The organism is Saccharomonospora marina XMU15 (genome assembly GCF_000244955.1).
Taxonomy (GTDB): domain Bacteria; phylum Actinomycetota; class Actinomycetes; order Mycobacteriales; family Pseudonocardiaceae; genus Saccharomonospora_A; species Saccharomonospora_A marina.
In genome coordinates this window covers 694,841-715,470 of sequence record NZ_CM001439.1, presented here as the reverse complement: position 1 = coordinate 715,470, position 20,630 = coordinate 694,841, and the positions used below count along the sequence as shown (strand labels likewise).

Sequence of the window (20,630 nt, the reverse complement as noted above, 5' to 3'; positions counted from 1 at the left end):
AGTTCCGTTGAAATCGGCCGCCCCGCGTCGAGCAACCTTAACAGGATGCCACACGGACACCCGGCATTCGCACCCGGGGGTGCGCTGCCCTACTTGAGGATCTTGGTGACCTGACCGGCACCAACGGTACGGCCACCCTCACGGATGGCGAACCGCAGCCCCTCGTCCATGGCCACCGGCTGGATCAGCTGCACTGTGATGTGCGTGTTGTCGCCGGGCATGACCATTTCCGTGCCCTCGGGCAGCGTCACAACACCGGTGACGTCCGTGGTACGGAAGTAGAACTGCGGGCGGTAGTTGTTGAAGAACGGCGTGTGCCGACCACCCTCGTCCTTGGACAGGATGTAGACCTGGCCCTCGAACTCGGTGTGCGGCGTGGTGGTGCCGGGCTTCACGACGACCTGACCGCGCTCGACATCCTCGCGCTTCACACCACGCAGCAGCAGGGCGGCGTTGTCACCGGCCTGGCCGTAGTCCAGCATCTTGTTGAACATCTCGATGCTCGTGACCGTGGTCTTGCGCGAGTCGGGCCGGATACCGACGATCTCGACCTCTTCGTTGAGCTTGATCTCACCGCGCTCGATGCGGCCGGTGACGACCGTCCCGCGACCGGTGATCGTGAAGACGTCCTCGATCGGCATCAGGAACGGCTTCTCGGTGTCACGCACCGGGTCCGGGATGTTGTCGTCCACGGCCTCCATGAGGTCGAGCACGCTCTGCGACCACTTCTCGTCGCCCTCGAGCGCCTTCAGACCGGACACGCGAACCACCGGAGCGTCGTCGCCGGGGAACTCCTGAGCGCTCAGCAGCTCACGGACCTCCATCTCGACGAGCTCGAGGATCTCCTCGTCGTCCACCATGTCGGCCTTGTTCAGCGCCACCACGATGTAGGGCACACCGACCTGACGGGCGAGCAGCACGTGCTCGCGGGTCTGCGGCATCGGGCCGTCGGTGGCCGCCACCACGAGGATCGCGCCGTCCATCTGGGCCGCACCGGTGATCATGTTCTTGATGTAGTCGGCGTGACCCGGAGCGTCGACGTGCGCGTAGTGACGCTTGTCGGTCTGGTACTCGACGTGCGAGATGTTGATCGTGATACCGCGCTGCTTCTCCTCGGGCGCGTTGTCGATCTGGTCGAACGCGCGCGACTGGTTCAGCTCGGGAAACTTTTCGTGGAGAACCTTGGTGATCGCCGCGGTCAGAGTGGTCTTGCCGTGGTCGACGTGCCCGATGGTTCCGATGTTGACGTGCGGCTTGCTCCGCTCGAACTTCGCCTTCGCCACTGGAATGTCCTCCTGGACTTTCTTGCTCGTGACCGGCGTGGCTGCCGATCTACGACTCGATCTGGTCGGTTGTGCGGACCTTCAGGGGAACAGCCCCTTGGCGCCCGCTTTGGATGCTTTGAGGGTTGTTACTCCCCCACCGCCGCGGTGCCGATGTGAAGACACCGGGTTCGCCGTACCCGTCCTAGGGCGCTCACTCCCCCGTCGCCTTCGCGATGATCTCCTTCGCGACGTTCGCCGGAACCTCCGCGTAGGAGTCGAAGTGCATCGTGTAGTTGGCGCGACCCTGGGTCTTCGACCGCAGGTCACCCACGTACCCGAACATCTCCGACAGCGGCACGAGCGCCTTCACGACGCGCGTGCCCGACCTCTCCTCCATGGCCTGGATCTGGCCACGGCGGGAGTTCAGGTCACCGATGACGTCACCCATGTAGTCCTCGGGTGTGGTCACCTCGACCGCCATCATCGGCTCCAGCAGTACCGGGCCTGCCTTCCTCGCGGCCTCCTTCATCGCCATCGAACCGGCGATCTTGAAGGCCATCTCCGAGGAGTCGACCTCGTGGTACGCACCGTCCAACAAGGTGAACTTCAACCCGACGAGCGGATAGCCGGCGAGCACGCCGTACTGCATGGCGTCCTGCGCACCCGCGTCCACCGATGGGATGTACTCCCTCGGCACGCGGCCACCGGTGACCTTGTTGTCGAACTCGTAGAGTGCGCCGTCCGTGGTCTGCAGCGGCTCGAGCTTGACGATCACCTTCGCGAACTGACCGGAACCACCGGTCTGCTTCTTGTGGGTGTACTCGAGCTTCTCGACCGTGTTGCGGACGGTCTCACGGTAGGCAACCTGGGGCTTACCGATGTTCGCCTCGACCTTGTAGTCGGACTTCATCCGGTTGACGAGCACCTCGAGGTGGAGCTCGCCCATGCCCTCGATGATCGTCTGCCCGGTCTCCTCGTCCTGGCTGACCCGGAACGTCGGGTCCTCCTCGGCGAGCTTCTGGATCGCGGTGGAAAGCTTCTCCTGGTCCGCCTTGGTCTTGGGCTCGATGGCGACCTTGATGACCGGCTCGGGGAAGGTCATCGACTCCAGCACGACCGGGTTCTGCGGGTCGGCGAGGGTGTCGCCCGTGGTGGTGTCCTTCAACCCGATGACGGCGTAGATGTGGCCCGCCTGCGCCTCATCGACCGGGTTCTCCTTGTTGGAGTGCATCTGGAAGATCTTGCCGATGCGCTCCTTGCGCTCCTTGGTCGCGTTGACGACCTGGCTGCCCGCGGCGACCTTGCCCGAGTAGACCCGGATGTAGGTCAGCTTCCCGAAGAACGGGTGCGCAGCGATCTTGAACGCGAGCGCGGAGAACGGTTCCTGAACCGACGGCTTGCGCGTGACAGCGGTCTCGCCGTCGGTCAGCGTCCCCTCCACCGGCGGCAGGTCCAGCGGCGACGGCAGGTAGTCGATCACGGCGTCGAGCATGGGCTGCACGCCCTTGTTCTTGAACGCCGAGCCGGCCAGCACCGGGTAGGCCGCGCGCTCGGTGGTGAGCTTGCGGATGCCGTTCTTGATCTCGGCTTCGGTCAGCTCCTCGCCACCGAAGTACTTCTCCATCAGCTCGTCGTCGGTCTCGGCGACGGCCTCGACCAGCTTGTCGCGGTACTCGGCGGCCTTGTCGGCGAGCGCGGCCGGGATGTCCTCGACCCCGTAGTCCTCGCCCTTCTTGACGTCGCCACGCCACGTCAGCGCCTTCATGCGGACGAGGTCGATGACACCCTCGAACTCGCTCTCCGCGCCGATCGGCAACTGGATGACGAGCGGGCGGGCGCCGAGGCGCTCCTCGATGGTGCGCACGGTGAAGTAGAAGTCCGCGCCCAGCTTGTCCATCTTGTTGACGAAACAGATGCGGGGGACCTCGTACTTGTCGGCCTGACGCCAAACCTGCTCCGACTGCGGCTCGACACCCTCCTTGCCGTCGAAGACGGCGACCGCGCCGTCGAGCACGCGCAGGTTGCGCTCCACCTCGACGGTGAAGTCGACGTGGCCGGGGGTGTCGATGATGTTGATCTGGTAGTCGTTCCAGAAGGTGGTGGTAGCAGCCGAGGTGATGGTGATACCCCGCTTCTGCTCCTCCTCCATCCAGTCCATCGTCGCGGCGCCGTCGTGCACCTCGCCGATCTTGTAGTTGATCCCGGTGTAGAACAGGATCCGCTCGGTGGTGGTCGTCTTACCGGCGTCGATGTGGGCCATGATGCCGATGTTGCGGACCTTGCTCAGGTCGGTCAGCACGTCACGTGCCACTTCAGTGTTCCCCTGTCTCAAACGTGGGGCCCGGCATTGGCTGATCGTCCCGGACCGGGCGACTGTGTTCGTTGCTCACCAGCGGTAGTGGGCAAAAGCCTTGTTGGACTCGGCCATCTTGTGGGTGTCCTCGCGGCGCTTCACGCTGGCCCCGAGGCCGTTGCTCGCGTCGAGCAGCTCGTTCTGCAGGCGCTCGATCATGGTCTTCTCGCGGCGCTGCCGCGCGAAGGTGACGATCCAGCGCAGCGCAAGGGTGGTCGATCGACCTGGCTTGACCTCGATGGGCACCTGATAGGTCGCGCCACCAACCCTGCGGCTCTTCACCTCGAGGGTGGGCCGCACGTTGTCCAGCGCACGCTTCAGTGTGACGACCGGGTCGGTGCCGGTCTTCTCACGAGCCCCTTCCAGCGCGCCGTAGACGATTCGCTCGGCGAGCGAACGCTTCCCGTCCGTCAGCACCTTGTTCACCAGCTGGGTGACGAGCGGAGATGCGTACACCGGGTCAGCGATCAGCGGCCGCTTCGGGGCCGGACCCTTGCGGGGCATTAGCTCTTCTCCTTCTTCGCGCCGTACCGGCTGCGCGCCTGCTTGCGGTTCTTCACACCCTGGGTGTCGAGCGAACCGCGGATGATCTTGTAGCGAACGCCCGGCAGGTCCTTCACACGCCCGCCACGCACGAGCACCATCGAGTGCTCCTGGAGGTTGTGACCCTCGCCGGGAATGTAGGCCGTGACCTCGATGCCGCTGGTCAGCTTCACACGCGCGACCTTGCGCAGCGCCGAGTTCGGCTTCTTGGGCGTGGTCGTGTACACGCGCGTGCACACACCACGACGCTGCGGGCTCCCCTTGAGCGCCGCGGTCTTCTGCTTGGCAGCCTTGTCCTGGCGGCCCTTGCGGACCAACTGCTGGATCGTGGGCAATGGACCAGCTTTCTGTCGCGTCCTTCAGCTATACAGCTCTGCTTGTCTCCCCGGTCCCCGAGGTCGGGCGTGTCGGCCCGCGTCAGGATCTTCGCGACCCTTCAACTTCCCATCGGGATTGCCGTGGAGCTCCGCCTGGCCAACACGGCGAACCGGGAAGACCCGGACGTGGCCCGATGGCGCACGGAGCAGCCCGACAGCTGCCGGGCACGGTCGTCAAAGATACCCGCCCGCATTGATGGCTACCACATCGGGGGTCGCTTTCGGCCCACCAAGCAGCCACGGACGGATGGCCTGCGGCTACCAGCTTACCCGATTCCGGCCCACGAGCGCGTGGGGATGATCCATTATGAGTCCGCAAAGCAAGCCGGCCGTCGCAGCAACCATAGCCCGGGAGGCCCCTCGTGTCAGCGGAGTTCGACCAACTGGTCGCGGAGTTCGAGAAGTTCCAATCCAAGATCAAGCAGGTCGACGATCGGTTCGCCAACCTCGGTCAGCTGCGCAGCGAGATCGCTTCGCTCGAGGCGACGGCCACCTCCCCCGACCGCTCGATCACCGTCGTGGCCGGTCCCGGCGGCGCCATCAAGGACATCCAGTTCACGCAGCAGGCACTCGGCCAGCAACCACAGGCGCTGTCGTCGGCGCTGCTCACAACCCTCCAGCAGGCCGTGGCGGAGGCGGCGCGCAAGCAGGCCGGACTCGTCGACGAGCACCTCGGTGATGACACCCAACTCAGCGAGCAGGTTCTCCAGGCTCAGGCAGAGCTGTTCGGCACCTCCGTGGAGGAGCTTCGGTCACAGCACGGCGACGACGTCCGCAGGCCGACTGCCGAGGAGGAGTACCACGACGACTACTCGCAGCGCACGGTGCTGAGCTCCGGCACCGACGGCAGCACCCAGGGGCCGCCACCCGGTGCCGGTGGCGGCTCGGCAGGCGAGGCGTTCCTGCAGAACCTGTTCAACGAGGAGGACCGCTGATGACCGGGTTCAACGTCGATTCCGAGGAACTGCGCACCTACTCGGGCAAGCTGGCGGGGCAGAAGGCAACGGCAGGCGAGATAGCCGGACTCGTCGACACTGCCGACGTCGGCGACAAATCGTGGGGAATCGTCGGCGTGTTCGTCAAAGACAACTACACCGAGATGCTCGGCGATCTCAAGGAATTGTTCACCAGCCTGCAGGACGGTTTCCAGTCGGCCGCTGACAAGTTCGCCAGGGCCGCGGACGGCTACCAGCAGCACGAGGACGCGGTGAAACAACTGCTCAACGGGGTCAAGTTCGAGATCGACGGAAAATAGGACACGGGGATCAAACCGCAATGGCTGAAGAAGAGCACGAAGCAGGCGGCGTCAAGATCAAGGTTGGGGAAAAGGACACCGGCACGAAAGCACGCGAAGCCGTACCCGTTTACGGCAACGCACTGAAGGCGTTCGAGGCCGGGGGCAAGCTGACCGACGGCGCCACCAGCTCCGAAGTGTCCGGCCTGGTCTCCGAAGGCTCAGGCCTGATCATGTCCCTCGGTGGCGCTGCGATGGGAATCGCCACCGACCCGATCGGATGGCTGGTGAGCCAGGGCCTGAACTTCCTGATCAGCGTCGTGCAACCGCTCGAGGACGCCATCCACTTCGTCAGCGGCGACGGGCCTGCGCTTTCGCAGGCCGCGGAGAACTTCGACGCCATCGGCAAGGGCGTGGAGAAGCTGCGCGAGAAGTTCAACGCCGACCTCACCAGCTCACTGCAGAACTGGGGAGGAGCGGCGTCGGAAGCAGCGGGCACCAAGCTCGCCGACTTCGCCAAGGGCATCGACGGCGTCGCGGGGCAGGCAGGCGAACTGGCCCAGTTCCTGCAGATGTCGAGCATGGTGATGACGGTCATCGAGGACTTCATCAAGGCGCTGCTCACCGAGTTCATCACCTGGCTGATCATGATCTGGATACCCGCCCTCGCCGCCGCCGTTCCCACGGCAGGCGCCTCGACCGCGGCCGCCGGGACGGCCACCACGGCACGAGCGGCCACCACCGGAGGAAAGGTCTCTCAGGCGATCGCCAAGCTGCGCAGGCTCTTCGACAAGATCATGGATTTTCTGCGGGGGCTACGTAACCGGATGGGCAACCTGCGCACCGGGTTCAAACAAGCCATGGACTACAAGAAGCTCGACAGCGCCTTCGCGGACATGGCGCTGGAGGCGGGCAGCAAGTCCCCGATCGTCAAGCTCATGAGCGGCAACGGCTTGGTCGGCGAGCGGGTGCAGGCCGGGTTCGCGCGCTCCGTGGGCGAGAACGTGATGGATACTGCCGTCGCCCAGGTAGGACTCGGCACGGGTGCCAACGCAGGGCCGGAGAAGTCGGCTCGCAACATCGGCAACGCGCAGAAGGCCGGGGAGTATGACGAGACGGGTGCGGACCAATCCAGGAGTGAGACCGAGGGCTACCTGGACATCTGAGCCAGTTCACGACTGAGAAGGTTGGACCGATGGACCCGGCAATCTGGCTGCCCGACAACGTGTGGGGATGGTTGATCCTCGCCCTGCTCGTACTCGGGCTTGGCTGGTGGCTGAAACGACTCATCCCCAGGATGATCTTCCGGTGGGGCGGAGCCCGCCGCATGGCGCGGCAACACGGTTGGCTGGTGAAGACCGGCAGGGGCACGAACGGCGACCTGAGCCCGGACGGGACGGCCGCACCTGAATCGTGGGAGACCACGGCACTGCCGGGAACCGACATCGAACTGCTGGGTGAACACCGCGGGTATATCTTTCACGCGCGCCAGCAGGGAACTCGGATCAAGGTCAGTGCGGGAACGTCGGGTGGATACCGAAAGGCCTGGCGCTACGACTACGTGGTGAGCATCGCCATGAACCGCTACCCCTATGGCGGTTTCTTCACCTCCGGCAGCCGCCATGCGATCACCGACTGGCGGCTGGCGCTGTACCCGGCGTTCATCGAATGGGAACAGCCGATCTTCAAGGATCTGTCCTCAGGGGCTTACACACCACCCGAAGGCTTCCGCAGTCGGCAAGGGATGATCTCCACCGAACGCAAGGACCGCAAACTCAGCAAGGGCGCCCTGCTGAACCACCTCGACCAACTGTTGAACGAGGTCCAGCCGGGAGCCCCGCGCGTTTAGCGGGCTAACCGTGGTTCGCCGACCACGGTTAGCCCGCGAAACGTGACATGCGGATGCGGCCTCAATCAGATGCCGCAGCTGGAAGCCGACCAGAACCGGCTCGAGCGATGATCGACGTGGGTGTGGTCGCTGTGGCCCGGGTAGCCGGGGCCGAGAATCCCGTTGAAGCCGTGGCTGCGTGCCTGCCTGGCGAGCGTGCACAGCGAGTGCGGACCCGACCCGAGGTCCACGGCGTCGCCGTAGAGGTGGCGGCTGTTGGGCGCTCCGCCAACCGCGTCGTTGCAGGAATGGCTGCGGAAGCCGCTGGTCACCCGAATCGGCTGATCGCCAAGTGCGTGTCGCATGGCTTGCAGCTTCCACATCGACACCAAGGCGTTGGCCTTCGCCGTGGAAGCACCGACCGCACCACCCGACCAGTTGGAGTTGCAGTTGTTCAACTCACCGTAGGAGAAGTTCACGGGAGTGCAGTCGTCGTCCTGCAGCGCGTAGATCTTGTTGAACGTTTGTGGGCCGGCGACCCCGTCTGCGCTGAGGCCGTACGCCTGCTGAAACCGGGTGACCGCAGCCTTGGTGGCGGGACCGTACGAACCGTCGAGTGCAAGCACGGAGCCGTATCCGGGGTAGCCGGCGACTCGTATCTGAAGCTGGCGGACATCCTCGCCGGACGCGCCCTGCGACAGCGTTCGGTTCCAGGTGTAACAGCCATCGGCCTTCGCGGGCGCCGCCGTGACCACAGCGCCCACAAAACTGGTGACGACAGCGATCAGCAACACGGCGAGCAACCCGGTTACACGTCTCTTCATCAACAACCTCCTCACGCGAACGAGTGACGATGAGGAAGCTTGGTGTAACAGATCGCGAGCTGTCAACAACTCACCAACTGCCAGATCAACCCGAGTAACGATCACCTTTGCGGCCGCCAAGACCGCGTTTTGCCCGCGAAACGCGGTCCACGGGCGGGGTCTGGGCGCGTTTAGCGGGCAAAACGCGGTGAGGGGCGAGCAAAAGGGGGAGCCCCCGGCCTGGTGGCCGGGGGCTCCCCCGTTGTTGCTGACGCGGGGCGACTTGGCGCTACCGCAGCCGGAGCGGTTACCGGAAGTCGCGACCGAAGTCGTAGTCGTCCAACGGCACTGCCGCACCGGTACCCGTACCGAACACGTCCGGGGTGTAGTAGCCGTCGTCGTAGGACGGGATCGCGTACGCGGCGACCCGAGCCTCCTCGGTCGGCTGCACCTGGATGTTGCGGTACCTGTTGATACCCGTGCCCGCGGGGATCAGCTTTCCGATGATCACGTTCTCCTTGAGGCCCACGAGCTTGTCGCTGCGGCCGTTGATAGCCGCGTCGGTAAGCACTCGCGTGGTCTCCTGGAACGACGCCGCCGACAGCCACGAGTCCGTTGTCAACGACGCCTTCGTGATGCCCATCAGCACCGGACGACCCGAGGCCGGCTCGCCGCCCTCGGCCACTGCCTGCCGGTTGACCTGCTCGAACCTCGTGCGCTCCGGCAGCTCACCCGGCAGGAACTCGGTCGCACCGGAATCGATGATCGTGACGCGCCGCAGCATCTGCCGCACGATGACCTCGATGTGCTTGTCGTGGATGGACACACCCTGCGCCCGGTACACCTTCTGCACCTCGTCCACGAGGTGCATCTGGGCCTCGCGCGGCCCCATCACACGCAGCACCTCGTGCGGGTCGGGCGTGCCCTCCAGCAACGGCTGGCCCACGTTGACGTGATCGCCGTCCTGCAGCGGACCGTCCGGGCCCAGCGCGAGTCGCTGCCGCTTCGACAGCTTGTCGAAGATGATCTCCTCGCTGCCGTCGTCCGGGATGAGCGTGATCTTCCAGAACCGCTCGCTCTCCTCGATGCGCACCCGGCCGTCGACGTCGGCGATCGGCGCCTTGCCCTTCGGGACCCTCGCCTCGAACAACTCGGTGACACGAGGCAGACCGGTGGTGATGTCGTCACCTGCGACACCACCCTGGTGGAAGGTACGCATCGTGAGCTGCGTGCCCGGCTCACCGATCGACTGGGCAGCGACGATACCGACGGCCTCGCCGACATCAACGAGCTTGCCCGTCGCCATCGACCGTCCGTAGCAAGTGGCACACACACCCATTGCCGACTCGCAGGTAAGCACGCTGCGCACCTTCACCCGGGTGATGCCCGAGGTGACCAGCCGCTCGATCGCCGGGTCACCAAGGTCGTCGCCTGCGTTGAGGACGACGTTGCCCTGCTCGTCCACCGCGTCGGCGGCGAGGTTGCGGGCGTAGACGCTGGTCTCCACGTGCTCGGCGCGCGCGACACGACCGTCGGGCAACTTCTCGCCGATGGTCATGTTGATGCCGCGGCTGGTGCCGCAGTCGGTCTCGCGGACGATCACGTCCTGCGACACGTCGACCAGCCGTCGGGTCAGGTAACCCGAGTCGGCGGTCCGCAACGCGGTGTCGGCCAGGCCCTTCCGCGCGCCGTGCGTGGCGATGAAGTACTCCGCCACCGACAGGCCCTCACGGAAGTTCGACTTGATCGGCCTGGGGATGTACTCGCCCTTCGGGTTGGACACCAGACCACGCATCCCGGCGAGCGACCGGACCTGCGTCATGTTGCCCGCCGCGCCGGACTTCACGATCATCGCGATCGGGTTGTCCTCGGGGAAGTGCTCCTCCATGACCTTCGCGACGTCCTCCGTCGCCTGGCCCCAGACCTTCACCAGTTCGTTGTTGCGCTCGGCGTGCGAGAGCTGACCGCGCTGGTAGCGCTTCTCGACCTGGGCCGCCCTGGCCTCGTACTGGTCCAGGATCTCCTTCTTCTCCGGTGGCACCAGCACGTCGGAGATCGCCACCGTGACACCCGAACGGGTAGCCCAGTGGAACCCGGCGTCCTTGAGCCGGTCGAGCGTCTGCGCGACCTGCGTCATCGAGTACCGCTCCGCGAGGTCGTTCACGATGACCGCCTGCCGCTTCTTCGGCAGTGGTTCGTTCACGAACGGGTAGTCAGCGGGCAGCAACTCGTTGAACAGCACGCGGCCCAGCGTGGTCTCGGCCAGCCACGGCTGCCCCGGCTCCCAACCGTTCTCACGCAGCTTGGCCTCTTCGGCCTTCGGCGGCTGCCGGTCGCGGATGCGGATCTTCACGGGGGCGTGCAGACCGACCTGCTTCATGTCGTAGGCCATCACCGCCTCGGCGAACGAGGAGAACGACTGGCCCGCGCCCTTGGCGTTCTCGTCCAGCCTCGTCAGGTGGAACAGCCCCGTCACCATGTCCAGTCGCGGCATGGCCAGCGGACGACCCGACGCGGGCGAGAGGATGTTGTTCGCCGACAGCATCAGGATGCGCGCCTCGGCCTGTGCCTCCGCCGACAGCGGCAGGTGCACGGCCATCTGGTCGCCGTCGAAGTCGGCGTTGAACGCCTCGCAGACCAGCGGGTGCAGCTGGATGGCCTTACCTTCCACCAGCTGCGGCTCGAACGCCTGGATGCCGAGCCGGTGCAGCGTCGGAGCACGGTTGAGCAGCACCGGGTGGCCGTTGATGACCTCTTCAAGCACGTCCCACACCTGTGGACGCGCCCGTTCCACCATCCGCTTGGCGGACTTGATGTTCTGCGCGTGGTTGAGGTCCACGAGCCGCTTCATCACGAACGGCTTGAACAGCTCCAGCGCCATGTCCTTCGGCAGCCCGCACTGGTGCAGCTTCAGCTGCGGACCGACGATGATCACCGAACGGCCCGAGTAGTCGACGCGCTTGCCGAGCAGGTTCTGCCGGAACCGGCCCTGCTTGCCCTTCAACAGGTCGGACAGCGACTTCAGCGGCCGGTTCCCCGGGCCGGTGACCGGCCTGCCGCGCCTGCCGTTGTCGAACAGCGCGTCAACGGCCTCCTGCAGCATCCGCTTCTCGTTGTTGACGATGATCTCGGGCGCACCGAGATCGATCAGCCGCTTGAGCCGGTTGTTGCGGTTGATGACACGGCGGTACAGGTCGTTGAGGTCGGACGTCGCGAACCGGCCACCGTCGAGCTGCACCATCGGGCGCAGCTCCGGCGGGATCACCGGAACGGCGTCGAGCACCATGCCGCGCGGGTCGTTGCCGGTGGCCTGGAACGCGGCGACGACCTTCAGCCGCTTCAGCGCCCGCAGCTTCTTCTGGCCCTTGCCGTTGCGGATGGTCTCCCGCAGCGACTCGGCCTCCGCGTCGACATCGAACTCGGTGGCCAGCTTCTGGATGGCTTCCGCACCCATGCCGCCGGTGAAGTACTCACCGTAGCGGTCGACCAGCTCCCGGTAGAGCTGCTCGTCGACGATGAGCTGGCGCGGTTCGAGCTTGGTGAAGGTCGACCAGACCTCCTCCAGCCGGTCCAACTCGCGCTGAGCGCGGTCGCGGATCTGACGCATCTCGCGCTCGCCGCCCTCCTTGACCTTGCGGCGAACGTCGGCCTTGGCGCCCTCGTTCTCCAGCTCGGCAAGGTCGGCTTCGAGCTTCTGCGCGCGCGCCTCGATGTCGGCGTCCCGCTTGGCCTCGATGTTCTTGCGCTCGACACTGATCTCGTTCTCCAGTGTCGGCTGGTCGTTGTGTCGCAGCTCCGTGTTCACACCGGTGATCACGTAGGCCGCGAAGTAGATGATCTTCTCGAGGTCCTTCGGAGCCAGGTCGAGCAGGTAGCCCAGCCGCGAAGGCACACCCTTGAAGTACCAGATGTGCGTCACGGGCGCGGCCAACTCGATGTGGCCCATCCGCTCACGACGGACCTTCGCGCGGGTCACCTCGACGCCGCAGCGCTCGCAGATGATGCCCTTGAAGCGGACCCGCTTGTACTTGCCGCAGTAGCACTCCCAGTCCCGGGTGGGTCCGAAGATCTTCTCGCAGAAGAGCCCGTCCTTCTCCGGCTTGAGTGTGCGGTAGTTGATGGTCTCCGGCTTCTTCACCTCGCCGAACGACCACTGGCGAATGTCGTCGGCGGTGGCCAGACCGATCCGGAGCTCATCGAAGAAATTGACGTCCAGCACGTCCTTGCATCCCCTTGGGTTGATTCGGCTAGAGGGGTTGGGCTACCTGGCGGGGGCACGCGGGAGGCACACCCCCGCCAGGCGGCTGGGTCATTGCACGACGTCGTCCACCGAGGGCGACTCGTTACGGGACAGGTTGATGCCGAGGTTGGCGGCGGCACGCTCGAGGTCCTCGTCGTCGGAGTCGCGCATCTCGATCGCGGCTCCGTCGCTGGAGAGCACCTCGACGTTCAGGCACAGCGACTGCAGTTCCTTGAGCAGCACCTTGAACGACTCCGGGATGCCCGGCGAAGGCATGTTCTCGCCCTTGACGATGGCCTCGTAGACCTTCACCCGGCCGAGCACGTCGTCGGACTTGATGGTGAGCAGTTCCTGCAGCGTGTACGCCGCGCCGTAGGCCTGCATCGCCCAGCACTCCATCTCACCGAAGCGCTGGCCACCGAACTGGGCCTTACCGCCGAGCGGCTGCTGGGTGATCATGGAGTACGGCCCGGTGGAACGCGCGTGGATCTTGTCGTCCACCATGTGGTGCAGCTTCAGGATGTACATGTAGCCGACCGCCACCGGGTACGGGAACGGTTCGCCGGTCCTGCCGTCGAGCAGGGTCGCCTTGCCGTCCGACTGCACCAGCCGGTCGCCGTCGCGATTGGGCTTGGTGCAGGCGAGCAGCCCCATGAGCTCCTCCTCCTTGGCACCGTCGAACACCGGTGTCGCGGTGTTGGTGCCCGGCTCGACGTCGCGCAGCTCGTCGGCGAGGTTCGCGGCCCACTCCGGGTTGCCCTCGACCTTCCAGCCCTGGGAGGCCAACCACCCGAGGTGGAGTTCGAGGATCTGCCCGATGTTCATCCTTCGCGGCACGCCATGGGTGTTCAGCACGATGTCCACCGGGGTGCCGTCCTCGAGGAACGGCATGTCCTCCACCGGCAGGATCTTGCCGATGACGCCCTTGTTGCCGTGCCTGCCCGCGAGCTTGTCGCCGTCCTGGATCTTGCTCTTCTTCGCGACGTAGACGCGGACCAGCTCGTTGACGCCGGGCGGCAGCTCGTCGTCGTCCTCCCTGGAGAACACCCGGATGCCGATGACCTTGCCGGTCTCGCCGTGCGGCACCTTCAGCGAGGTGTCGCGAACCTCGCGGGCCTTCTCACCGAAGATCGCGCGGAGCAGCCGCTCCTCCGGGGTCAGCTCCGTCTCGCCCTTCGGCGTGACCTTCCCGACCAGGATGTCGCCGTCGCGCACCTCGGCGCCGATCCGGATGATGCCCCGCTCGTCGAGGTCGGCGAGCACGTCTTCGGAGACGTTGGGAATGTCCCTGGTGATCTCCTCGGCACCCAGCTTGGTGTCACGCGCGTCGATCTCGTGTTCCTCGATGTGGATCGAGGTGAGCACGTCGTCCTGGACCAGCCGCTGCGAGATGACGATGGCGTCCTCGTAGTTGTGGCCCTCCCACGGCATCACCGCGACGAGCAGGTTCTTGCCGAGCGCCATCTCACCGTCGTCGGTCGACGGACCGTCCGCGATGACCTGGCCCTGCTCGACCCGATCTCCCTCCGACACGACCGGCCGGTGGTTGAAGCAGGTACCCGCGTTGGTGCGGCGGAACTTGTAGAGCCCGTAGCTCTTCCTGGTGCCGTCGTCGTGCATGATCGTGATCATGTCGGCGGACAGCTCCTCGACGACGCCCGCCTGCTCGGCCACCAGCACGTCACCGGCATCGACGGCCGCGGTGAGCTCCACGCCGGTACCGACCAGCGGGGCCTCGTTACGCAGCAGCGGAACCGCCTGGCGCTGCATGTTGGCACCCATCAGCGCGCGGTTGGCGTCGTCGTGCTCGAGGAACGGGATCATCGCCGTGGCCACCGACACCATCTGGCGCGGCGACACGTCCATGTAGTCGATCTCCAGCGGGTCGATGAGCTCGACCTCGCCACCCTTTCGCCTGCCGAGCACCATGTCCTCGGCGAAGTACCCCTCCGCCGTGAGCGGCGCGTTGGCCTGCGCCTTGACGAAGCGGTCCTCCTCGTCGGCGGTCAGGTAGTCGATCTGGTCGGTGACCCTGCCCTCGACGACCTTGCGGTACGGCGTCTCGATGAAGCCGAACGGGTTGACCCGCCCGTAGGAGCACAGCGACCCGATGAGGCCGATGTTCGGGCCTTCCGGTGTCTCGATCGGGCACATCCGGCCGTAGTGGCTGGGGTGCACGTCCCGGACATCCATGCCCGCGCGCTCACGGGACAGACCGCCAGGACCCAGCGCGTTCAGGCGGCGCTTGTGTGTCAGCCCCGAAAGCGGGTTGTTCTGGTCCATGAACTGCGACAGCTGGGAGGTTCCGAAGAACTCCTTGATCGCTGCCACGACCGGACGGATGTTGATCAGCGTTTGCGGCGTGATCGCCTCCACGTCCTGCGTGGTCATGCGCTCGCGGACCACGCGCTCCATGCGGGAGAGGCCGACGCGGATCTGGTTCTGGATCAACTCGCCAACGGTGCGCAGCCTGCGGTTGCCGAAGTGGTCGATGTCGTCGGTCTCGACCGGGACCTCGTTCTCCCCGACCCGCATCGTCTCCTCGCCCGCGTGCAGCCGGACGAGGTACTCGATGGTGGTAACGATGTCCTCTTCGGTGAGCGTGCCGGTTTCGTAGGGCAGGTCGAGCCCCAGCTTCTTGTTGATCTTGTACCGGCCGACCTTGGCGAGGTCGTAGCGCTTCTCCTTGAAGAAGAGGTTCTCCAGCAGCGTCTGCGCGCTCTCCTTCGTGGGAGGCTCGCCGGGACGCAGCTTGCGGTAGATGTCGAGCAGCGCCTCGTCGGTACCCGCGGTGTGGTCCTTCTCCAGCGTCGCGAGCAGCGTCTCGGAGAAGGAGAACCGCTCCCGGATGGCTTCGGTGGTCCAGCCGAGCGCCTTCAGCAGCACGGTGACCGGCTGCCTGCGCTTGCGGTCGATCCGGACCCCGACGGTGTCGCGCTTGTCGACGTCGAACTCCAGCCACGCACCGCGACTGGGAATGATCTTGACGCTGAAGACGTCCTTGTCCGTGGTCTTGTCCACGGTCTGGTCGAAGTACACGCCCGGCGAACGGACGATCTGCGACACCACGACGCGCTCGGTGCCGTTGATGATGAACGTGCCCTTGTCGGTCATCACGGGGAAGTCGCCCATGAAGACCGTCTGGCTCTTGATCTCACCGGTGTTGTTGTTGACGAACTCGGCGGTCACGAACAGCGGCGCCGCGTACGTCATGTCCTTGTCCTTGCACTCCTCGACGGAGGCCTTCACCTCGTCGAAGCGCGGATCGGAGAAGGACAGGGACATCGAGCCGGAAAAGTCTTCGATCGGGGAGATCTCGTTGAGGACTTCCTCGAGGCCGCCGACCGGGTTCTCCTCGCCCTCGTTGACGGCGCGCTCGTACCACGCCTCCGAGCCGGTGAACCATTCGAAGGACCGGATCTGCACGTCAAGCAGGTTGGGAGTGCCGAGCGGCTCGCGGATCTTCCCGAAAGAGACCCGCTTCGGTGCTCCTGGAATACCCGTTGACTTTCGAATCGAGTTGGTCGCAGCAGTGGCCTGGTTCGCGGGAGAGACTGCCAAGATGCGTCCTTCCGGGGACATAGCTGGTTGAGCAGCCGCGTTAGCAACTACCAACGCGTACTGTCAAGGTGCGGTGTTGCCGACCATACTAGCTACCGCATGAGGGCAGCCTGAAAGTGGGCAGCGCAAAGAAGCAGTCTAGCCCGGAAGACGCCGCTTGTCGAGGGGGCCTACCCGATGGGTGCCCAGCCTCGACGGCCTGTCTCCTGGCTCGCCTCCCGCAAGGCGTGCCGTTGCCTGTAAGCGTGAACCCCTGAAGACGCTGAGTCAAGCGCCCAGGCGGGGTTACCCGCCGGTTGGCGCAGTGTCAGTTACCGCCGTTGGGCTGCCCTGCCTGCGACGACGGTGCGGGCTGCTGGCTCGGAGCCGCTTGGTCACCGCCGTAGGTGTCCATGTTGACGACCTTCCACTCACCGTCGCGACGCTCGGCCGTCAGCCACATCGCGGCACCACCCGCGGAGGTCTGGTTGGTGTCCGTCCGCGTCGCCGTCTGGTCGATGTACACCATGACCTTCGCGCGGTCACCGTCGAGTTGCACCACCGCGCTTCGGGTAGCCTTGACGGTGACGACCATCTTCTGCTTCGGCGCGATCTCGCGCACCTGGCCCATCAGCGCGTCGTACTTGCGCTTGACCTCGTCGTTGACCAGCAGCCTGTCGGCGGCACGCTGGGTCTTGCCCACGTCGTTGAAGTCCACCGAGAACAGCGACTCGGCCGCCTCGCTCATCGCCTGCTTGACCTGCGCCGTCGTCGCCACATCCACCAGCGCGGTGTTGTCGGTGGCCGAGGCGACCTCGCTGTGCCGGAACTTGAACAGCACGGCCAGGCCGGAGAACACCAGTCCGATCACCAGCAACACGGCCACCGCGGCGTAGCCGAACCGGCGCTGCGGTCGCTTCGAAGACTCACCGTCCTGCCGGGCAGGGGCCACCGGGTCGTCGCCGACGTCCGCGGTGGACACTTCCTCCTCCGCGGCGGGCTTGGTCCTGCCACCGTCCCTGGTCTTGCGGCGCGGGCTCGGCCGGGATCGCTCGCCGTCACGCTGCGAGCCTGCGGTCCCACGCTCCGTGCCCGCCTGTGCGGACTGCTGTTCCTTCGTGGCCTCGGCCTGCTCGGTTTCGTGCCGCCCTTCGGGGGCCTCCGGCCTGCGCAGACCGGCGACACGGGGACGGCGCGCCGGTGTCGGTGCGCCGTCGAGTCGGCGGCGGGGTGATGGCACGACTGACTCCTGACTGCTAACGCGTTGGTTTGCTGAACGAGCGACTCACTGCCCGGTTCCGACCACCGGCACCTCACCCATGTTGGCCAGCTTCCATACCTGCTCGCCGTTCTCGTCGACGCGGGTGAGCTGCAGCTCCAGCCGCAGCGCTTTGGTGCTCTGCTTGTCGCCCTGCGTGACGTCGAGACTCACCGTTGCCAGCGCGCTCGCCTTGCCCTCGTGCACGTTGAGCTCTTCCACGGCGACGTCCTGAACCGTCGAGACGACCTTCGTCTTGGCCTTGGCGATGGCGTCGCGGTAGCTCTTCTCCGACTGCTCGATCGTCTTGCGCAACTCGTCCGTGGCGAGCGTCTTCTGCCGCTCGAAGTAGGCGTCGGGGTTTTCGTAGTCCAGCTCGGTCAACGCGGTGACGGCGTTGCCCGCCGCGCGCACGACGTCCTCCCTCGCGCCCGCGACCTCGGCATCGTCGCTGCCCGAGGCGACCCACCACATGACTGCGAACACCGCCGCCACCACGAAGGCGGCCAGGGCGAACGCGGCGCTGGCTGGAACGAGCCACCCCGGCGGCCCGGCGCTCGACCGTCCAGCCCGCTCCTCGGCACCGCCCTCCACCTCTGGTTCCGCGTCGGCGACCTGGTCAGCACCGGTATCGGTGGCGTCGGCGGTCTCCTCGGCGTCGGCGGACGCATCCGCCCGCGTCCGCCGCTGCTCGTCCGAACTCATAGCGCTCCAGAGTAGGTATGCGGTGTGATGTGGCTGTCAGCCAGGCAGCCCGACCAGCTGCGGCAAGCTCGTGATGTTGAGTCCAGGACCACCCGCGATGCCGGGCAAGCCACGCAACGAGGCCAGCTCCTCCTCGTCACGGTGGGAGTTGGCCTCCACCTGCTGCTCGCTCGGCTGCTGCGGGACGCCGTGGTAAGGCGCGTTCTGCGAACCGCGCACCGCGATCGGGCTGCCTGGCGGTTCGGCGCAGTACGCGTCCTGTTTGGGTTGCCTCGGCGCTGTTTCGCTGCCTGGACGGTACTGCTCCGGTGGCAGGTAGCCCTTGGTGCAGGTCGGTGGGTTGAACAGGTTCAGCGCCAGGCCGAGGTGCGCGGTGCCGTCGCCGGGGGTCACCGTGTACGCCCCTGTCGCGACGACCGGGTAGGTCACGAACGCCTGCTCCAACCCGTCGAGCCGGGTGACCATCACGTTGGATGTGGTCAGCAGGTTGGCGACAAGCGTGGAAAGGCCGGGGCCCGACTCGGCCAGTACCTTGCTCACCTGCCTGGACACCTTCGGCGTGATGTCGATCAACTCGCGCAGCTGACCGTCGGAGTCGCGCAGTGTCCGCGAAAGGTCCTTGAGGTCCCTGCTGAACGAGCGCATCGAGGACGCCATCTCGTTCTGCGTCGTCAACACCGTCGTGCCCGCGTCGAGCAGCTGCACCGTCTGCGGCAGGTGCCGCTGCGCGACTTCGGTGAACTCGCGAGTGGTGTCCATCAGCACCTGCAGATCGTCGCCGGTGCCACGGAAGGCGTCGTAGGACTCGTCGACGACCGTCCGTAGCGCGTCCGTGGGCACGGATGCGGCCAGACTGTCGAGGTCGGCGATCACCTTTTCGGTGGGCACAGGCGTGCTGGCGCGCTCCACCGGTATCACCGAACCGTCCCGCAGGAACGGCCCACGATCGGTCACCGGGCGCAGATCGACGTACTGCTCGCCGACCGCCGACCGGTTCGCGACCACGGCATGCAGGTCGCTGGGCACGTTCGGCGCGTCGCCCTCGATGTCGAGTTCGGCCTGCAGCCCCGTCTCGGTCAGGCTGAGCCTGCCGACCTTGCCGATGTTGTAGCCGCGGTAGGTCACCTCGGCGCCGGTGAAGATGCCTCCCGACTCCGCCAACTGCAGCCGCACCGTGTAGCCGCCGGTGCCGAAGGTCTTCTCCACGTCGGTGAATCGCACCAGCGCGTACGCGATCGCCAGCACCGAGATGACCAGGAAGGCCACCAACTGGATTTTCGTCCTGCGCAACAGCATCAGCCGGCACCTCCGGAGAAGAGGTCGAAGAGCCCGCCAAGGCCCGTCGACTCGCCCTGGCGCTGGTCGTCGCCGGTGTTGTCGCCTTCCTCGCCCGGCAGCGGCAGCGGCGGCGGGCCGTCGCCGGAGCCGTCCTGCCCGCCGGTGAGATCGCCGAGAATCGGCACGTCCTGCAGCGGGTTCTGTCTGCTGCGGCTGAGGTTGGCGAGGATCTCCTGCAGGTTGAGGTCGATGTCGGCGTAGAGGTTGAAGTAGTCGCCCTTGGCGCCCTCCACCGCCGCGTCGCTGAACGGGTAGGTCAGCATCAGCTCCAGCGCCCTCGGCAGATCGGACCCGGCCTCGCCGAGCTTGCGCAGTGTCGGCAGCAACGCCTCCAGGTTGGCGACCAGATCCTCCTGGCCTGCGTTGACCGTCTCCACCGCGACCCCGGAAAGCTCGTCCAACGCCCGCAACATCGTGACCAGCTGCCCGCGCTGCTGCTCGAGCACCCGAAGCCCCGGACCGAGGTCGTCGATGGCACCCACGATCTGGTCACGCTGGCCGTTCAGTGTCGAGGAAAGCCGGTTCAACCCGTCCAGCGCGCGGGTGATGTCGGCCGACTGCTCGTCGAGTGCGGTGACGAGCTCATCGGTGTTGCGCAGCAGTGCCTTGACGTCGGCCTCGTTGCCCTCGAAGGCGTTGTTCAGCTCCTTGGTGATGGTGTTCAACTGCTCGACGCCGCCGCCGTTGAGCAGCATCGACAGCGCGCCGAGCACCTCCTCCACCTCGACGCTGCGGTTGGTGCGCGCCACCGGAATCACGTCGCCGTCGCTGAGCTGGGCCTGTGAAGCGGCCTCGGGTGGCGCGGTCAGCTCGACGTACTTCTCGCCGAGCAGGCTCGACTGGCGCAGGTTCGCGATCGCGTTGGCGGGGAGCTCGACGTCACCGTTGACCAGCACGGTGACCTCGGCGGTCCAGCCGTCCGCCGCGAGACCGACGTTCTCGACCCTGCCGACGGGTACCTCGTTGACCCGCACGCCCGCCTGCGGCACCAGGTCCAGCACATCGCGGAACTGCACCTTGACCGTGTAGGGGTCGTCACCCACGTCGGCACCGCCTGGCAACGGAACGTCGTAGATGCCGGAGAAGCCGGGGACGGAACATCCCCCAACCAGCAGGCCCGCGCACACGAAGGCGGTGACTGTCATT

15 protein-coding genes are annotated in these 20,630 nt (G+C 66.0%); 4 read left to right on the top strand and 11 right to left on the bottom strand.

Annotation, left to right across the window (positions count from 1 at the left end):
• Nucleotides 1-89: 89 nt before the first annotated feature.
• The 4 genes from tuf to rpsL form a co-directional block, all read right to left on the bottom strand.
• Complete coding sequence (gene tuf / locus SACMADRAFT_RS03385) at nucleotides 90-1,283, bottom strand: elongation factor Tu (RefSeq protein ID WP_009152375.1); 1,194 nt, start codon at nucleotides 1,281-1,283, stop codon at nucleotides 90-92.
• Between the two features lie 193 nt (nucleotides 1,284-1,476).
• Nucleotides 1,477-3,576, bottom strand: a complete 2,100-nt coding sequence (gene fusA, locus SACMADRAFT_RS03380) for an elongation factor G (protein ID WP_009152374.1) — start codon at nucleotides 3,574-3,576, stop codon at nucleotides 1,477-1,479.
• Between the two features lie 75 nt (nucleotides 3,577-3,651).
• Nucleotides 3,652-4,122: a 30S ribosomal protein S7 gene (gene rpsG, locus SACMADRAFT_RS03375; protein WP_009152373.1), complete on the bottom strand. Its 471-nt coding sequence runs from the start codon at nucleotides 4,120-4,122 to the stop codon at nucleotides 3,652-3,654.
• Entirely contained in the window at nucleotides 4,122-4,496 is a 375-nt protein-coding gene (gene rpsL / locus SACMADRAFT_RS03370) for a 30S ribosomal protein S12 (protein ID WP_003102113.1), read from the bottom strand. Before rpsL ends, rpsG begins: the two co-directional genes overlap by 1 nt.
• Before the next feature lie 404 nt (nucleotides 4,497-4,900).
• On the opposite strand from rpsL, the gene SACMADRAFT_RS03365 reads away from it, so the two are divergent.
• The 4 genes from SACMADRAFT_RS03365 to SACMADRAFT_RS03350 are packed head-to-tail and all read left to right on the top strand — an operon-like array spanning nucleotide 4,901 to nucleotide 7,621.
• Entirely contained in the window at nucleotides 4,901-5,473 is a 573-nt protein-coding gene (locus SACMADRAFT_RS03365) for a YbaB/EbfC family nucleoid-associated protein (RefSeq protein ID WP_009152372.1), read from the top strand.
• Complete coding sequence (locus SACMADRAFT_RS03360; RefSeq protein ID WP_009152371.1) at nucleotides 5,473-5,793, top strand: type VII secretion target; 321 nt, start codon at nucleotides 5,473-5,475, stop codon at nucleotides 5,791-5,793. Before SACMADRAFT_RS03365 ends, SACMADRAFT_RS03360 begins: the two co-directional genes overlap by 1 nt.
• A gap of 20 nt (nucleotides 5,794-5,813) precedes the next feature.
• A complete protein-coding gene (locus SACMADRAFT_RS03355) occupies nucleotides 5,814-6,938 on the top strand; it encodes a WXG100 family type VII secretion target (RefSeq protein ID WP_009152370.1) in 1,125 nt (374 codons plus the stop codon).
• A 29-nt stretch (nucleotides 6,939-6,967) separates the two neighbouring features.
• On the top strand, nucleotides 6,968-7,621 hold the full coding sequence (locus SACMADRAFT_RS03350) for a hypothetical protein (RefSeq protein WP_009152369.1): 654 nt from the start codon (nucleotides 6,968-6,970) through the stop codon (nucleotides 7,619-7,621).
• Between the two features lie 65 nt (nucleotides 7,622-7,686).
• Here the strand turns inward: SACMADRAFT_RS03350 and SACMADRAFT_RS03345 are convergent, their stop codons facing one another.
• The 7 genes from SACMADRAFT_RS03345 to SACMADRAFT_RS03315 form a co-directional block, all read right to left on the bottom strand.
• Complete coding sequence (locus SACMADRAFT_RS03345; protein WP_009152368.1) at nucleotides 7,687-8,424, bottom strand: D-Ala-D-Ala carboxypeptidase family metallohydrolase; 738 nt, start codon at nucleotides 8,422-8,424, stop codon at nucleotides 7,687-7,689.
• A 286-nt stretch (nucleotides 8,425-8,710) separates the two neighbouring features.
• Nucleotides 8,711-12,622: a DNA-directed RNA polymerase subunit beta' gene (locus SACMADRAFT_RS03340; protein WP_009152367.1), complete on the bottom strand. Its 3,912-nt coding sequence runs from the start codon at nucleotides 12,620-12,622 to the stop codon at nucleotides 8,711-8,713.
• Nucleotides 12,623-12,712: 90 nt separating this feature from the next.
• The gene (rpoB, locus tag SACMADRAFT_RS03335; RefSeq protein WP_009152366.1) at nucleotides 12,713-16,204 is read right to left on the bottom strand and encodes a DNA-directed RNA polymerase subunit beta; all 3,492 of its coding nucleotides are present in this window, start codon (nucleotides 16,202-16,204) and stop codon (nucleotides 12,713-12,715) included.
• Between the two features lie 307 nt (nucleotides 16,205-16,511).
• Nucleotides 16,512-17,423: a nuclear transport factor 2 family protein gene (locus SACMADRAFT_RS03330; RefSeq protein ID WP_009152365.1), complete on the bottom strand. Its 912-nt coding sequence runs from the start codon at nucleotides 17,421-17,423 to the stop codon at nucleotides 16,512-16,514.
• Nucleotides 17,424-17,468: 45 nt separating this feature from the next.
• Nucleotides 17,469-18,146 carry a hypothetical protein gene (locus SACMADRAFT_RS03325; protein WP_009152364.1) on the bottom strand — a complete coding sequence of 226 codons (678 nt, stop codon included), beginning with the start codon at nucleotides 18,144-18,146 and terminating at the stop codon, nucleotides 17,469-17,471.
• Nucleotides 18,147-18,182: 36 nt separating this feature from the next.
• Nucleotides 18,183-19,442: an MCE family protein gene (locus SACMADRAFT_RS03320; RefSeq protein ID WP_009152363.1), complete on the bottom strand. Its 1,260-nt coding sequence runs from the start codon at nucleotides 19,440-19,442 to the stop codon at nucleotides 18,183-18,185.
• A complete protein-coding gene (locus SACMADRAFT_RS03315) occupies nucleotides 19,442-20,629 on the bottom strand; it encodes an MCE family protein (protein ID WP_009152362.1) in 1,188 nt (395 codons plus the stop codon). Before SACMADRAFT_RS03315 ends, SACMADRAFT_RS03320 begins: the two co-directional genes overlap by 1 nt.
• Nucleotide 20,630: the final 1 nt, after the last annotated feature.

What these genes read in the sequence shown, in the direction of transcription:
- rpsG (WP_009152373.1), bottom strand. Translation starts at nt 4,122, where the DNA reads ATGCCCCGCAAGGGTCCGGCCCCGAAGCGGCCGCTGATCGCTGACCCG.
- SACMADRAFT_RS03360 (WP_009152371.1), top strand. Translation starts at nt 5,473, where the DNA reads ATGACCGGGTTCAACGTCGATTCCGAGGAACTGCGCACCTACTCGGGC.
- SACMADRAFT_RS03355 (WP_009152370.1), top strand. Translation starts at nt 5,814, where the DNA reads ATGGCTGAAGAAGAGCACGAAGCAGGCGGCGTCAAGATCAAGGTTGGG.
- SACMADRAFT_RS03350 (WP_009152369.1), top strand. Translation starts at nt 6,968, where the DNA reads ATGGACCCGGCAATCTGGCTGCCCGACAACGTGTGGGGATGGTTGATC.
- SACMADRAFT_RS03345 (WP_009152368.1), bottom strand. Translation starts at nt 8,424, where the DNA reads ATGAAGAGACGTGTAACCGGGTTGCTCGCCGTGTTGCTGATCGCTGTC.
- SACMADRAFT_RS03325 (WP_009152364.1), bottom strand. Translation starts at nt 18,146, where the DNA reads ATGAGTTCGGACGAGCAGCGGCGGACGCGGGCGGATGCGTCCGCCGAC.
- SACMADRAFT_RS03320 (WP_009152363.1), bottom strand. Translation starts at nt 19,442, where the DNA reads ATGCTGTTGCGCAGGACGAAAATCCAGTTGGTGGCCTTCCTGGTCATC.
- SACMADRAFT_RS03315 (WP_009152362.1), bottom strand. Translation starts at nt 20,629, where the DNA reads ATGACAGTCACCGCCTTCGTGTGCGCGGGCCTGCTGGTTGGGGGATGT.